The sequence below is a fragment of the Terriglobia bacterium genome, assembly GCA_020072845.1.
Classification (GTDB): Bacteria; Acidobacteriota; Terriglobia; order Terriglobales; family Acidobacteriaceae; genus JAIQGF01.
The window spans coordinates 297732-313572 of the sequence record JAIQGF010000011.1; the positions used below are offsets into that span (position 1 = coordinate 297732).

The window sequence follows — 15841 nt, forward strand, 5'->3', positions numbered from 1 at the left end:
CGGCGCGGCTGAAGCCGCGCCCCTTCAAAAACACCCCTCGTCAGTTCCCGGAATTCGACAATTACCTACAGCTCGGCACGGAGCGCGACCACGGGGTCGAGCTTGGCCGCCTTAAGGGCAGGCCAGAGTCCGAAAAACAGGCCCACGACGGTGGAGACCGCGAGGGCAAAGAAAACCACGCTGAGGGGCGTCCGCATGGGCATGGCCGTGAGGCCGCGGACGATTTGCGTGACCAGCACCGCCAGCACCACCCCAAACAGTCCGCCCATCGCCGCCATGACCGAAGATTCGACGACGAACTGCATCAGGATGTCGCGCTTGCGCGCGCCCACCGACTTGCGCAACCCGATCTCGTGGGTGCGCTCGGTGACCGAGGCCAGCATGATGTTCATGATGACGACGCCGCCGATGACGAGGAAGATGGAGACGATGCCGATGGAGGCATTGGCCAGTCCGCCGAAAATCTGGTTCCACAGCCCGGTGACGGATTCGCTGGAGATGATGCCAAAGGCATCCTTGTCGTTGAAATCCTGATGACGGCGGGCGCGCATGAAGGCGCGGGCCTGGTCCTTGGCCTGCTCCATGACGGCGGGAGAACTGGACTTGACGGCGACCCACAGGCCGGAAGTGTCGGGCCCTTCCTGTCCCCAGGACTTCAAAACCGCGGTCATGGGGACGTAAACAAAATTGTCCTGGCTCTGGCCGAAGGCGGTGCCGTTCTTTTCCGCGACGCCGATGACCTCGAAGGGAACGCCGCCGACCAGAATGGTCTTGCCCAGCGGATCCACGCTTTGGAAGAAGCGCTCGGCGAGATCGTTGCCGATGACGGCCACCGAGACGCGGTGCTGGTACTCGGTTTCGCTGAAGAAGCGGCCGCGGGCGATTTTGTCGGTGGAGAGATCAATGATGTTGGGAGTAGCGCCGCGGATGGTGACGTCGTCAATGTTTTGGTTGCCGGCGCGGACGTCCTTGGTGCGCCAGTCCTGCGCCCCGACCTCATCCGCCAGGACCATGTGAGAGCGCAGGTACTCGAAATCGTCGAGATCGAGCTTGCGGTTGTGGCGGCGCGCCTCGAGGAAATCCTTGGCGTTGGTGATGATGGGAAAGCGGGCAACGTAAAAGACGTTGACACCGAAATTGGCGAGGCGCTCGGCGACGTAGGTGTTCAGCCCGTTGACGGCCGAGACCACGCCGATGAGCGCGGTGACGGCGATGATGACGCCCAGCAGGGTGAGAAACGAGCGCAGCTTATGCGCCCACAGGCTTTCCAGCGCAATGGTGACCGGCTCGCGAAAGGTAGAGGACCGCCTGATCTTCATCACTACCCGGGCTGCGGTTGCGGCAGACACAAATACATTAGGCGCCAGGGAGACATACGAGTCAACCGGGCTGAAAGTTCCCGCGCCGCGGGAAGAGATGCCGGAGGGATGCTGCTCCACTGGCCCCAGGGGGTCCCACCCGCTGCCGGACCAAATCGGGAGTACGCACACGCACCCGTGATGCAGGTCACCGCCAAGGGGATCGGCTAGGAGAACACTTGTGCCTAGCGAGCGGCGAAAAAGATACTGCCTGCCTGACGAGCGCAGCAGCGAAAACACACTGTTGCGCTGGCCGCCAACCGCGGCGGCCCCCAACCTTCGCCCCCTGATTTGATTTCGCCTCACGAGGGGGAGGTGAAGAGTTGCGACCTACTACGCGTCGAGCCCACATCCACGATAGCCACGCAGCGCGCACTACCCCTTGCTCCCGCTCGAGCTGCGGAAGCCGGCACTTGCGCTTGTCGTATGCCCGGGTGCGCGCCCGGACCGGCATCATCACGGATGTGTTTCAAGGAGGATTTATGACCGATCTGTACACCTGCAGTTGCGGCAGCCAGATTTGGCAGATCTTCGACACGGGCGTGCGTTGCACGGCGTGCCAGACCGAATTCGTGACGCAGCACACGCCCGTCGCCGAGTTCAACCACGCAGCCACGCAGCAAATGGAAGAGGAAGAAGAAGTGGTGTAAGCGCCGCGTGACGCCGTTCCATGCCCCGGCACATCGAGGAGAACCGCGCTCCGCATGTTCGGGGTCAGAAGCTTGAGGCAGGAGGAAGTGGACGCAGCGCGGGGAATGGGCGTCCACGGCCTCCGCTAACCGAGGAGGTTTGCTATGGCAACGGTCACTGCTCCAATCCGCATTACATTGCAAAACATCCTGGTGGCCACGGACTTTTCCGGCTGCGCGGAGTCGGCGGTGAAGTACGCGTTGGGCATGGCGCATCGCTACGGGAGCACGCTGCACATGGTGCATGTGCTGCCGGAAATGCCCTTCGTGGAATCGCCCGACCCGGACCCTGACCGGATCCGGCGCAGCGCCCAACAAAGGCTCGCGAAGATGGTTGCGAGCGAAGCATTCCGGGGCATCAGGCATACGGAAACGATTGAGGAAGGTGAGGTCGCCCAGGTGCTGGCCGATCTGGCAATCGCCGAGAAGATTGACCTGATTGTGCTGGGGACGCAAGGGCGCAGCGGGATCGGGAAGTTCCTGCTGGGCTCGGTGGCGGAGGAAGCCTTCCGCTCGGCGTTATGCCCGGTCCTCACCGTCGGTCCACACGTGACGCGCGGCGCGGGGGAAGCCAAGCTGCAGCACATCCTGTACGCCACCGACTTCGGCCCGGAGTCGGCGCACGGCGTGCCGTATGCGCTGTCGCTGGCGGAGGAGAATCACGCCCGCCTCACCATGCTGCACGTCGCCCACGAACCCGGAGTGGCTTTGCCCGAACCAGTGCCCGGCAGCTTGCCGGTGATCCGCCCAGACGTAGAGGTTGCCGACGACAAGCAACAACTCCGCGATCTGGTGCCGCGGGACACCGCGTTGTGGCACGAGCCGGAATTCCTGGTGCAGTTCGGCCCGCCGGTGGAAACCATTCTGGCGGCCGCCGCTCAGGACGTGGACATGATCGTGCTCGGGGTCAAGCGGCCGGCCGCGCTGACCAAGCACCTGGGAGGAGGAGTGGCGTATCGCGTGGTCTGCGAAGCGCCATGCCCGGTGCTGACGGTCGGAGCGCAAATCCGGCCATAATTTTTCCGGCCCTGGCGAGCGGAAGGCGAAGGGCGATGCGCGTTTCGCCTTCCGCTCATTTTCGAGGCAAGCACAGCGACGGAGGATGCGCCGGGTGGGCTCCGGAAAATTTTTTTTTGCACGGGGGTTTTTCCTGTGGTAGGGTAGCGGCCGTCAAGCTACCAACAGGTGACCGGCTCGTCCGACCGTGCCGGGGAGGTAGTTATGCGTACTCCCTACGGTCTGGAGCTCGTCGAAAGCTGCGTCACATGTAAGTTGCGTAAAGACAACTTCTTCTGTTCGCTCTCGCATTCGCTGCTCCCCGTTCTTGACAGTCTGAAGCTGGCCAACGTCTTTCCCAAGGCGACCGTGTTGTTCGCCGCCGGGCAGAAGCCGGCGGGCATTCACATCGTGTGCGCCGGCAAGGTGAAGCTGTGCACCGATGGCGCCAACGGCACGTCCATGGTGGTGAAGCTCGCCGGTCCGGGAGAGGTGCTGGGGTTGCACGCGTGCCTCGGCGGGACGCCGCAAGAGTTCAACGCGGAAACGGTGCAGCCGTCGCACATCGTGTTCGTGAAAGCCGACGATTTCTTGCGCTTGCTGGCGGAGAACGACGAAGTCTGCTGGCAGGCGGCGCAATTTCTGAGCCGGTATTGCAGCGATGCGTACAGCATCCTGCGCTCGGTGAACGCGGCGCACTCGTCCAGCCAAAAACTGGCGCGGCTGCTGCTGGAAGCATCCGTGATCGGCACCGGGACGCGCGCCGGCATCCGGGTGCATCTGCCATTCACCCACAAGGAGATCGCGGAAGCGATCGGGATGTCGCGCGAAACCGTGTGGCGCAAGCTGGTGGAGTTCCGGGCCATGGGGGTGGCGGTGCTGGAGGGCTCGGTATTATTGATCCGCAACAAAGCTGCGCTGCAGCGATTGGCCGGCCGGTAAAACGCCTTCCCCGATCACCTCACGGGAGTGACCCCGATCACCTCCGGCAGTCTCAGCAGTGGCCGAAATGCCGCTGCGCGGCGCTTGCCCAGGCGGAGCCTGCCGTGCCCGCGGCGCGGTGGGGCGAGGCCACCCCGAGGCGGCCAATGCATCCTGACCGTGATTCCATCCGCTTCCGCAGGGGCAGGAGGCACCGGGGGCAGGGCATGTGTGTCACACAGGAGAGTGATGTAGATCACTGACGAGTGCTTCATCTTCGTAGAGTATCGCGTCCCATCCTCGAGTGAACGTTCGTATCGTGATCTCGAAGATGCAGCGCCCGAGGCAGACGGAAGACTTGGCCCCAACAATCCTCCGGCTGCGAAGCGCTGGTAAAAACACCGTTCCCTAGTCCGACCTCAAGCAGTACCAGGCCTGTCAGCTGAAAGCCCGGGGATGACGCGTCGCCGCGGCATTCCGAGCGGTACGGGGGATTTCAGGCGAAAAGAAAACGGTTTGGGAGCTGATGGCGATGTTGTCCCGCTGCAACCCGGGAAGCACGGTCGTTTGCGATGCGCGGTCGGAAGCGCGGTTCGTGAATGGCTTGCGGAGCGGAATGCAGAGGGCGGGGATCGCCGAGGCCCCAGGGGTAGACCGTCGAGGACGAAGACTTCCTGTGCGCGCTGCGCATACGCCACGCCCGATAAGGTAAGCCACCCAGCCCGCTGCCCCCAGGCAGCGCGGCCGAGGCACAGCCGAATCCGAGCGAACGTTCGATAGGGGTCCTGGTCCCGTCGACAAGCCGGCGAGTGCCGGGCGAGAGGGCGGACGGACTGATCGTTAGGCCCAGGCTCGTGACCCGTAGCAATTCACGAAGGAGATTCAGCTATGGCAACCGCAATGTCGCAGGATACTCAAATCAGCCGGTGGTGGCGCGTGGTGGGCGGGCTTTCCATGAACCTCGCCCTCGGCTCGCTATACGCTTGGAGCCTGTTTGTCCCACAGTTTCAGAAGGACGCAGAATTTAAGGGTTATGCCCCGACCGCTTACGCGCTAACCTTTACCATCGCAGTCGTAGTCTTCGCCCTGACCTTCATCGTCGCCGGGCGCATTCAGGACAAGAAGGGACCGTTCATCTGTTCCGCCATCGGCGGCATTCTGGTGAGCATCGGCTTCTTCACGTCCGCCTATGCCCACAGCCTGACCGCCCTGTACATTTCGTTCGGTGTCATCGGCGGGCTGGGCAACGGTTTTGGCTACGCGACACCCATCCCGGTCATGGCCAAGTGGTTCCCCGATCGGCGCGGCTTGGCAGTCGGCCTGGCAGTGGCCGGCTACGGCGGCGGCTCGGCCATCTTCGGGAAATTGGCGCTGAACTATCTCATCCCCGCCTATGGCTGGCGGCCGACGTTCCAGATCCTGGGAGTGGTTTTCTTCGTCATGACCATGATTGGGGCGTTCTTGCTGAAGAATCCGCCCGTCGGCTACCGTCCGGCAGGCTGGACTCCGGCACCCGCGACGGCGAAGGCTGCCGCCACGACGCATGAGTTCACGCCGGCAGAGACCTTGCGCACCCCGGCCTTCTACTTCATGTGGTTGGCGTACGCGCTGGGCTGCTCGGCTGGTTTGATGGTGATCAGCCAGTTGGTGCCTTTCTTTGTTACAAGCCTGAAGGGCACCGGCATGGATCCCAAGGTGGTCGCAGGGTTGGCGGGTACGGCGTTCATCGTGGCCGCCGTAGGCAACGCTGCCGGACGTATTCTGTCCGGCTGGATGTCGGACGCCATCGGCCGCATCAACGTGCTGCGCCTGATGATCGCCATTTCCATGGTGGCCATGCCCATCCTGTACGCGGTGGGCGGCAACGTGGCGCTGCTGTTCGTGGCGATCTTCGTCATTTATTGGTGCTACGGGACGCAGTTGTCGGTCAACGGCTCTGCCGCTTCCGACTTCTGGGGCACCAAGAACGCGGGCATCAACTACGGCATGCTGTTCACCGCCTGGGGCTGCGCAGGTGTCCTCGGCCCCATGATCGGGGCGAAGCTGTTGGCTTCAAGCAAGAGCTTCAAGTCTCCGTTCTATGCAGCGGCCGGCATGGCAGCGGTGGCGCTGGTATGCGAACTGCTCGCCAAGCGTCCCGCAGTTCCGGCTGAAGCAGAACTCAAGGCTGCGCCTGCGCCCGCTCGAGGCTGAACGGGGAAGACACGCATCTGCCAACTTCGGGCAGATGTGGGGCACCAACTGCTAAGTGGTCATGAATCTGGGTGGGCTGGCGGGTCGCAAGACCCGCTAGCCTCCAGTTTGGAGATATCTTCGTGCTACGACACCTACGAGCGGCGACACCGAGGGCGACGACGCTGGTGTTGGTGATTCTCTCCTGCCTGCCATGCGCATGGGCGCAATATACGGTAGGACGGGTGGAAGGCACGGTGATGGATCCGACGGGCGCGGTCCTGGCCGGCGCCGTGGTCCGGCTGGTGAATCTCGCCACCAATGCCAGCAGCACGTTTGTGACGCAGCGCGACGGTTACTTCGTATTTTTCGCGCTCCCGCCCGGCCGGTACATCCTCTCCGCGGAAGCTCCGCGCCTGGCCAAGCGTTCGGTGGAGGTAGCGATCAGCAGCGACCAGACGGTGACGCGGAACCTGGCCCTGCCGGTGGGCGAAACGCACACCACGATCGAGGTCACGGCCAGTGAGGCGGCAGCAACGACTTCCTCCGATGCGCAGCGCGACATCACGCGCAGCGAAGCCGAGCTCGCGAACCTGCCCAGCATCGCCCGCAACATGATTTCCACGGTCCAGCTCGGAACGGGAATATCGCCGACCAACAACCCACGCGGAGGCTCGACCTTCGGAGGCGGAGGCTCGTTCGTGATCGTGCTGGGGGTGCAGTCGGGTCTGATCGCCGCCAATGGCGGGCGGGCGCGCGCCACCTCGGTGCAACTTGACTACACCGACGCCAACGACTGGGAAGCCGGCGGCTTCGCACCCGGCATGCAGGCGATCACGCCGGACATGCTGCAAGAGCTGAAGATCCTGACCAGCAATTTTTCGGCGGAATACGGCGTGAAATCGAACGCGCAGGTGATCATGGTCACCAAGAGCGGGACCAATTACCTGCACGGCACCGCCTACGACTTCGTGCAGAACGACGCGTGGAATGCGCGCGACTACTTCGACCAGACGGGCAAGCCCTCCCCCAACAAGCAGAACATCTACGGCATAACGGCGGGCGGTCCGATCATCAAGAACCGGACGTTCGTCTTTGCGGGATACGAAGGGCGGAAAACGCGCGGCGGAAGTTTCACCACGCTGGCCAGCGTACCCAGCGCGTTGGCGCGCGATCCAAACCGGCCCGGCACGAATCCCCTGGCTCTCGACCTACTGAACCGGTTCGTTCCGGCGGCAACCGGACCTGACCCGAAGAGCAATCCCGACCTGGGCACGGTGGCGGTGCAGGTGCCTTCGCCGGTGGACAACTACCAGTTTGTCGCCAAGGCGGACCACCAGGTGAGCGACGCGCACCGGATCTCGGCGCGCTATTTGCAGGGCACGGCTTCCTTCGTGGCGCGGTTTCCTTCGCAGAACACGCTGCGCGGCTTTGACGTGGACGACGTGTTTGAACTGCGCAACGCCAATCTGAGCGATACCTATGTATTCAGCCCGAAAACGGTCAACGAGCTGCGGCTGGCCTACGGGCGCGCCATTGGCCAGGGATCGCCGCAGAACGGTCTGGAGACGGCGCGATTCCAGATCAGCGGGCTGGTGAATTTCGGCGCGCTGCAGTCGGTCCCGGCAAGCCGGGTGTTCAACGTGTTCCAGATCAATGACGTCCTCAGCCACCTGCGGGGGCGGCATGTGACGCGGGTGGGAGTGGACCTGCGCAAGATCCAGGACAACTCCATCAACGCGACCAACAGCCGGGGCGTGTTCACGTTCGCATCGTTGAGCCAGTTCCTGGCCGGCCAGCCGAGCGCGTGGACGCAGCTATTTGGCAACACCAACCGCGGATTCCGCACCGGCCTGTACGGATTTTTTGTCCAGGACGACTGGAAGGTGCGGCCGACGCTGACGCTGAACGCGGGCTTGCGCTGGGAAGTGCAGGGCGCGCTCAGCGACGCGGGCGCGAACACCTCGATCCTGGATCCGCGGAGCACGGGCACGATCGGGGTGGCGGGAGCGGGCCCGCTGGGGAGTTTCCGGCTTGGTGGCGACGCGGTTGCAGCCAACCCGTTCAACATCGCGCCCCGCGTCGGCTTTGCCTGGAACCCGCATGCCGGCAAGTTGGTGATCCGCGGCGGCTACGGAATTTACTGGGACTCATTCACCTTCAGCCCGCTGGCGGCGTCGCGGGCGGTGCCGCCGTTCAATTACAGCCCCAGCCTGGCATGCGTGTCGGCGCCGACTTGCCAGATCGCGGGCGGCAACAGTTTTCAGAGTCTGCTGAACGGCACGGCTCTGATCCAGGCGCAGACGCAAGCGCAGCTCGGCGGGTTCGGCCAACTGACGAATTTCAAGAGCGTTACCACGAGCGATCCCAAGCTCGCCAATCCCTACGTGCAGCAATTCAGCTTCGGCATTGAGCGGCAGATGCCGGCAAACTCGGTGGTCACCATCGCCTACGTGGGCACCAAGGGCACGCAGTTGACACGGCTGGTGGCGATCAATCCGCTGCTGCAGCGTCCCGCGCCGGCCACCAGCACGGCCGACGAAGCGGCGCGGCTGGCGCAATTCCAGGCGGCCGCGGGATCCGAGAACGGTGTGCTGGCGGGTGGCGCGCCAAACTGGAGGCTGGACCCGCGCTTCGACCAGGTGAACCTGCACGAGGCGGGCGGAAGCTCGATCTATCACGCGCTGCAGGTGGAATGGAAGAAAGCGATGTCCCACGGGCTGCAGTTCCAGGCTTCGTACACCTGGTCGAAGTCAATTGACGACGCGTCCGACTTCAGCCCGACCGCGCAGGCGAATGACAACAGCTTCGCGCAGAACACGAACCGTCCGCAGGCGGAGCGCGCGGTGTCGAACTTCGATATCGCGCACCGCGTGCTGGTGACGGGCCTGTGGCGGGTTCCGTTCTTTCATAACTTCCGGGGAGTCTCGAAGAAGCTGTTGGACGGCTGGAGTTTCCAGTCGGTGAACCTGTGGCAGACGGGCATCCCGGCGACCTTGCTGGCGGGCGCGCGGCTGGGCATCGCCGACGTCAACCTGGACGGCAACCTGATTCCTACCGGCGCCGACAACACGCGCGCCAACTGCGCCGCCAACGCCTCGTTCCGATTTGGCGATCCGAGCGCAACCCACGGATTCTCGCAGCCGCTCTTGGGGAACGACGGGACGTGCGGGCGCAACACCATCCGCATGAACCACCTGCCCAACTTCGACTGGTCGCTGTTCAAAGAGACCACGCTGACCGAGGGCGGTTGGCTGGGATCGGCGCCGCTGACGCTGCAACTGCGGGCGGAAGCCTACAACGTGTTTAACGTTCCGTTCCTGACCGCCCAGAGCGACAACTGGCGGACCATCTCCAGCTCCAGCTTCGGTTTGTACAACGCGGCGGGAGCGACGCGGCGCCTGCAGTTGGCGGCGCGTTTGAGCTGGTGATGGTGGTGAACGGAAACGGGGCCATGCGAGTCGGGAGTAAGGGAAGAAACTGGCGAGTAAGATCATGGGAATTCTTTAAGGAACGCCAGTCAAGGTAATTCGGGCCACAACGCGTCTGCGCGGATGAGATGCAAGGACGCCGAGGAGAATAGGGAATGAGTAGCGATAAAGTGACACCCTGGCCGGCTGTGCCGATCCCCAAACCGGAGGAGGTCTACGCCGGTTTGAGCGATCAGGCGAAGGATTATCCACTGTATCTTGAATCGATTTGTCGTCAATCGCATGCCTTTGAAAAGCCGGAGGCGCTATCGCGCCTGCGGGTCTATGACACCAGCACGCGCATGATGATCGGGCACTGGTGCTCTTCCTTGCTGGCGGAGCTGGGTGCGGAGGTCATCCAGGTAGAACCGCCGGGCGGCGACCCGATGCGCAAGCTGACTCCTTTCGGACGGAAAGAGTACATGTTCACCGACAAGGAGTCGGGCGAGCCGGTGGGGGCGCACTTCCTGCATGAAATGCGCAACAAGATGTCGATCACGCTCAACCTGGAGACGGAGGAAGGGCGCGAGATTTTCAAGAAGATGGCCGTGCATACGGACGTCATCATTGAAAACGATCCGCCGGGACATCGCGACAGCCTGGGAATCGGCTACCGGCAATTGAAGGAGATCAACCCCAGGCTGATCTACTGCTGGGTGGGCCAGCTCGGCCAATGGGGTCCGCACAAGGACAAACCGGGCATGCTGGACCCGACGGCGCAAGCCGCCTGCGGCTTCTGCCACGGCACCGGCGATCCCAAGGAGTTCGGCGGCACCCCGATGCGCTCGGCGCTTTGGATGTGTGACCACGTCGGTGGCACCCAGGCCGCCATGGGAATCCTGACCGCGCTGTACTACCGCGAAATGGTTTCCGGCGAGGGGCAATTCGTGGAAGCCACGGCGGCGGAGGCGGTCATCCGCATCCTCGACTATTCCTGGGCCTGGTACGGGATGGATGGCAGCATCCGGCCGCGCTTCGGCAACTGGGACCTGGCCATCAACATTTATGCCGTCAATCCTTGCAAGGACGGCTACATGATGGTGGGCGGCGGCCACGATCGGTTGTGGTACCGCATCTGGCGTGTGGTCGGCGACGAGTATCCCAAAGTCGAAGACGACATCCTGGGCGATCCGCACCTGAGGGAAGTGGCGGACCGGTTGGCCATGAACCAGCAGATCAAGACCTACACCATGCTGGGCGAATGGCTTAAGGACAACTCGCGCGCCGACGCGGAAAAGAAACTCTCCAAGCAGCAGGTCGCCAGCGGCGGCGTGCTCTACGTCAACGAAGTGGCCGAGTACCCGCACTTCAAGTACCGCGGCCACGTGGCGGAGACCGAGTCGCCGCACTACGGGAAAATCCTGTACGGCACCACACCGTTCCAGCAAGAGAAGACACCGGGCCGGCTGAAATGGATGGGGCGCCCCACCGGGTACGACAACCAGGACACTTATCGCCGGCTGCTCGGCTTCACCAGTGAAGACTTCACGCGGCTTCAAAAGGCGAACGTCATTTGAGGCGGAGGATAAACATGGCAACTGATACCGCTGTTTCCAATGCCCCGCAAATCAGTTTCGAGGAGTTTTGCCGCAAGACCTTCGACCCGAAGGGCGAGTTCGCCAAGCCTGAAGCACTCAAGGGCATCCGCGTGCTTTCCTGTACGCAGTACATTCTGGGTCCGTCCTGCGCCTCGTATCTGGCGGAACTGGGCGCCGAGGTCATCAAGATCGAGGCTCCCCGGCGAGGTGAGGCCATGCGCCACACCACGCCGTTCAACGAACCATTCCTTTACCCGCTCTCGAAATACGTTCCCGAGCGCGGCACCGGCCTAGGCTTCGTGGGAGCGAATTGCAACGAATATTTTACCTCCATCGACTTCCACCGGCCGGAAGGGCAGGCCCTGGTGAAGAAGCTGGCGGCGAAATCCGACGTCTTCGTCGAGAACTATCGCCCCGGCACCTTCGACCGCTGGACCATCGGCGCCCGGCAGTTGAGGGCGATCAATCCGCGCCTGATTTACCAATGGCTGGGCGGTTTCGGGGGATGGGGTCCGGGGCGCGTGCGCGCTTCGTACGACATCCTCGGGCAGTCCCAGGGCGGCAACTTCGGCATGACCGGCAAAGCCGAGTTCCAGGGAGGCTCGCCCGCCAAGCACACCATCTGGCTCGCCGACTATTGGGGCGGGATGATGGGCGCCGTCCAGATCCTGGCTGCGCTCTACTACCGCGACAAGATCTCCGGCGAGGGCACCTTCATGGAGTATTCGCAGGTGCACGGCGTAACCCGGCAACTGGAGTATGCCCTGCCGCTCTACGGGCGTCATGGCATCACTCGCGAGCGCTGGGGCACTTGGGACACTCAGCTCTGCGTGCACGGGATCATCAAGTGCGGCAAGAGTTCCTACGCGAACTCCGAGAACCCGCAGGAGAACGAGGAAGGCTACATCCTGGTGAGCGCATACAGCGACGAAGACTTCGCGCGTCTTTGCAAGACGATTGGCGACGGCAACTTTGCCGCCAAGTTTGGCAAGGCGGAAGTGCGCGTGAAGGCGGAATCGCAGATGGAGATCTACCCGTACCTGGAGAAGTGGGCGGCGGACAAGACCAAGGAAGACGTCGCCAACATTCTCGACAAAGCCAACATCAACAATCAGCCCGTCTGGAACTCCAAAGAGGTTGCTACCAATCCTCATTGGCAGCAACGCGGGGCGGTTCGTTGGATAGATGACCCTTACTACGGAGATCTGCTGCACCAGGGGCCGGGGTACAAGATGTCGGCAACTCCGCCTCGCACGAAATGGGCCATGAAACCCGTAGGCGCAGACAACGAATACATCCTGGGCAAACTGGCCGGCTTGAGTCCTTCAGACATCAAGCGGCTGGAAGACCAGGAGTGCATCTGAGGAGGCACCATGCTGCTAACTTGCCCGAGCTGTAAGACTAAGAATTTCCTGGATCCCTACCCCTTCTGGAACTTTAAGGGGACGACCCAGTGCGCCGGGTGCAAGAAGATCTGGCGGCTGGAGACCTCCAACGGAACCTGCGTCAGCGAGCCGGCAGAGGCGTCGGGTAAAGCCGACCTGCTGCCCGGTTTCGCCGAGACACAGGCCTACGAGGGTATTTCCGGTCCGGGGCTAACCCGTCCCGCTCCCAAAGCGCAGAAGGAATCCATCTGCAAACCCAAACCCATTAAGCGGAACGTCCGCGGTAACGTCATCGCGGGCTATCCACTTACCAAAAACGATCTCGTCGGCAGCCTCGCAAAATTCATGGTTGCCGGGGCGAAGTGAGAAACGGAGGGCATATGTTCTATAACGATAAGTCGCTCTGCGTCCGCTGTACCCATATGCGCCCGGCATTGGATCCCAATATTCAGAAGGCGTACCTCGGCAAGTGCACTAAGCGGGAATGGCCGTTCACGTTGGCCATCACGCTACAGGGCTGGTCGGAGTGCGATGTCTTTCAGGATAGCGGGAAGGCCTACGTGCCGCCGGACCCGGTGGCCGCGACGGCTGCCGCCACTGCCACCGCCGCCAAGGGGGCCAAGCGCGCCGAGTTTTACTACAGCAGCAAACAGAAACCCGGCGAGCTGTTCCCTTGCGACAACAACAAAGCCTTGGAACTGGTCAAGGCACTACAGGCGGCAGGTATGGACGCCAAGGCCATTGACGTGTCCACGGTGAAAGATCGGTTCCCGATCTATCACAAGTCGGTGAGCGGTCCGGACGCAACCGTCCGGCCGGTCTTCGGCGCCAAGGGCGCGCTGGTGGATGATTTCGGGACCAACGTACCCGCCCTGCTGGTGTTCGAAGGCGACCGCTATCCGACGCAGGCCTTCCCCCGGACCGATGCCAAACGCGGCACCATCCGGGTGGAGCAGGCGCTGGAAGACCTGGTCGCGGAACGCAAAGGCGCCGCCGTAGGGGCGCGTTAACGAGGAGGAAAGAATGTCGGACCACAAGCACCTGCCTCCTCGCGAGCTCTGGCCTTCGCGGATCTACACGCTGCCGGAGTTTGCGTCGTACCCCGACCGGCTGAATCCGACCGAGGAGTTGCTGGACAAACAGGTCGCGGCCGGCCGGGGCGACCGCGCGGCCATACTGTTCGACGATCAGCGAATCACGTACGCGCAGTTGCTTGCCCAGTCCAACAAGCTGGGCAACGCGCTGCGCGGGCTCGGAGTCAACGAGGGCGACCGCGTCATCCTGCGCACTCCCAACATCCCGCCCGCGCTGGTAACCAACTTCGCGGTGCTGAAACTGGGAGCGGTGCTGACTCCGACCTCGCCGTTGTTCTCGCGCTCGGAAATCGCGCACGTGGCCAACGACGCCGAGGCGGTCGCGATCGTCGTGCATGCGGCGCTTCTGGGCGAACTGGAAGCGGCCCGCGAAAACCTGAAAACCGTCGAGAACATCATCGTGATCGGCGGCGAACCGGCAGAGCTGAAGGCCAAGGGCTTCATACCGTACAGCGAGCTTTTGCCATCCGGGAGCGCATCCCTGGATCCGGTACGGCGCGAGCGCCTGGACCTCGGCATCCTGCTTTACACCTCCGGCACCACCGGCGCGCCCAAGGGCACGGTTCACTTCGTCGAAGAACTGCTCATTATCCCCGACGCGTTCGGGAAGTATGGCTGGCGCGTGACGGAGAACGACGTGATCGGGGGGACCGCCCCGCTGGCATTTGGCGCGGGGTACTCGACCTTCGCCACGATTCCGTTCCGCTTCGGCGCAGCGGCATCGCTGATCTCGAAGTTCGATCCGGTCAAGGTCTTCGAAACCATCCAGAAGCACAAGATCAGCGTGCTCTCGCTGGCGCCGACGGCCTACCGGAAAATGCTGCAGATACCGGACGCGGAGAAAAATTACGACCTCAGCACGCTGCGCATCTGCACCGGCGGCGGCGAAAGCCTGACCGCAGTGACCTACAACGCCTGGAAAAGCAAATTCGGGATTGAAATCTTCGAGGGCCTGGGCACGACGGAAATGATGTACGTGTTCGCTTCGAATGTGGTCAGCCGGAAGGCGAAGGCGGGTTCGTTCGGACAGGCGGTTCCCGGCTACGAGCTCAAGGTGGTGGACGAAGACGGGAAGGAAACCAAGCCCGGCAACGCCGGCCACTTTTTGGCGCGCGGACCCACCGGCACCATCTACTGGCGCGAACCCGACAAGCAACGTCACGCGATCACGCCGGACGGCTGGAACCGGGCCGGGGATTACGTGTACGTGGACGAGGAGGGGTACTTCTGGTTCGTGTCGCGCGAGGACGACGTCATCAAGAGCTCGGCCTATCGCATCGGACCGGAGGAGATCGAGGTGACCCTCAATGCTCATCCGGCGGTGGCGGAGGCGGCCGTGATCGGCGTTCCCGACGAAGTCCGCGGCCAAATCGCCAAGGCCTTTGTTGTGATGAAGCCGGGCGAAACGGTCAGCTCCGAAGCGTTGATCGAGTTCTGCCGCGGCAAGATCGCGACCTACAAGATGCCGCGGGAGATCGAGGTGGTGGCGGAACTGCCCCGCACCCCGACGGGCAAACTGTTGCGGCGGGTGTTGCGCGCGAAAGATGCGGCCAAGGCGGCAGCCAAGACCGCAGTGTAGAGTGCTTAACCTGCGGGAGGTTGAGCACACGGCACCCAATGCGCGCGGGAACGGCTAAGCAGCTCTCCCGTGCACCGGTGGACACCAGGGCAGTTTGGCCCTGGTGTTCACCTTTTTCATGCCATGCCGCCTCGCTGCGGTTGTGGTGTAATCTCTGATCCATGAACCCCACCATCAGCCATTCCAGGTTGTGCGAACAAATCGTCGAGGATGCGCAAGCGGGAATCATCTTCGCCGACGAAGGCGGCATTATCCGCCTGTGGAACAGCGGCGCGGAAGCCATGTTTGGCTACACCGCCGCGGAGGCGATCGGCCAAACCATGGAGATGATCATCCCCGAAAAACATCGAGCCCACCACAACGAGGGCTACGCACGGGTGATGCAAACCGGGATCACGAAGTATGGACGGGATGCGCTCGCCGTTCCCGCGCTGCGCAAGGACGGCACCCGAATTTCCATCGAGTTCACCATTGTTCTGGTGCGGTCGGCGGAAGGCGGCATGCTGGGCGCGGCGGCGATCGTGCAGGACGTCACGGCGCGCTGGGAACGCGATAAGGCGCTGCGCGCCCGCCTGGCTGCGCTGGAAAACAAAACCACCCAACCGCAGCGGCCGTAGGCGGCGCCCGGAAGCAGGAGAT

12 protein-coding genes are annotated in these 15841 nt (G+C 63.0%); 11 read left to right on the forward strand and 1 reads right to left on the reverse strand.

The window, feature by feature from the left end; genetic code table 11:
• Positions 1 to 65: 65 nt before the first annotated feature.
• A complete protein-coding gene (locus LAN70_12850) occupies positions 66 to 1349 on the reverse strand; it encodes an ABC transporter permease (protein MBZ5512041.1) in 1284 nt (427 codons plus the stop codon).
• Positions 1350 to 1840: 491 nt separating this feature from the next.
• Here LAN70_12850 and LAN70_12855 point away from each other — a divergent pair, with 491 nt between their 5' ends.
• The 11 genes from LAN70_12855 to LAN70_12905 all read left to right on the forward strand — a co-directional run bounded on the left by LAN70_12855 (position 1841) and on the right by LAN70_12905 (position 15819).
• Complete coding sequence (locus LAN70_12855) at positions 1841 to 2008, forward strand: hypothetical protein (GenBank protein ID MBZ5512042.1); 168 nt, start codon at positions 1841 to 1843, stop codon at positions 2006 to 2008.
• Positions 2009 to 2152: 144 nt separating this feature from the next.
• Positions 2153 to 3064 (forward strand): universal stress protein, encoded by a 912-nt coding sequence (locus tag LAN70_12860; GenBank protein ID MBZ5512043.1) that lies wholly within the window; start codon positions 2153 to 2155, stop codon positions 3062 to 3064.
• 204 nt (positions 3065 to 3268) lie between these two features.
• On the forward strand, positions 3269 to 3985 hold the full coding sequence (locus LAN70_12865; GenBank protein ID MBZ5512044.1) for a Crp/Fnr family transcriptional regulator: 717 nt from the start codon (positions 3269 to 3271) through the stop codon (positions 3983 to 3985).
• 867 nt (positions 3986 to 4852) lie between these two features.
• Positions 4853 to 6157, forward strand: coding sequence for an OFA family MFS transporter (locus LAN70_12870; protein MBZ5512045.1), 1305 nt, complete (start codon positions 4853 to 4855; stop codon positions 6155 to 6157).
• Positions 6158 to 6279: 122 nt separating this feature from the next.
• Positions 6280 to 9567, forward strand: a complete 3288-nt coding sequence (locus tag LAN70_12875; GenBank protein MBZ5512046.1) for a TonB-dependent receptor — start codon at positions 6280 to 6282, stop codon at positions 9565 to 9567.
• 155 nt (positions 9568 to 9722) lie between these two features.
• Positions 9723 to 11123 (forward strand): CoA transferase, encoded by a 1401-nt coding sequence (locus LAN70_12880; GenBank protein MBZ5512047.1) that lies wholly within the window; start codon positions 9723 to 9725, stop codon positions 11121 to 11123.
• 14 nt (positions 11124 to 11137) lie between these two features.
• Positions 11138 to 12508, forward strand: a complete 1371-nt coding sequence (locus LAN70_12885; protein MBZ5512048.1) for a CoA transferase — start codon at positions 11138 to 11140, stop codon at positions 12506 to 12508.
• Between the two features lie 9 nt (positions 12509 to 12517).
• Positions 12518 to 12895, forward strand: a complete 378-nt coding sequence (locus LAN70_12890) for a hypothetical protein (protein MBZ5512049.1) — start codon at positions 12518 to 12520, stop codon at positions 12893 to 12895.
• A 14-nt stretch (positions 12896 to 12909) separates the two neighbouring features.
• Positions 12910 to 13539, forward strand: coding sequence for a hypothetical protein (locus LAN70_12895; GenBank protein MBZ5512050.1), 630 nt, complete (start codon positions 12910 to 12912; stop codon positions 13537 to 13539).
• 13 nt (positions 13540 to 13552) lie between these two features.
• Positions 13553 to 15202: an acyl-CoA synthetase gene (locus LAN70_12900; protein ID MBZ5512051.1), complete on the forward strand. Its 1650-nt coding sequence runs from the start codon at positions 13553 to 13555 to the stop codon at positions 15200 to 15202.
• A 161-nt stretch (positions 15203 to 15363) separates the two neighbouring features.
• On the forward strand, positions 15364 to 15819 hold the full coding sequence (locus LAN70_12905) for a PAS domain S-box protein (GenBank protein ID MBZ5512052.1): 456 nt from the start codon (positions 15364 to 15366) through the stop codon (positions 15817 to 15819).
• Positions 15820 to 15841 lie beyond the last annotated feature (22 nt).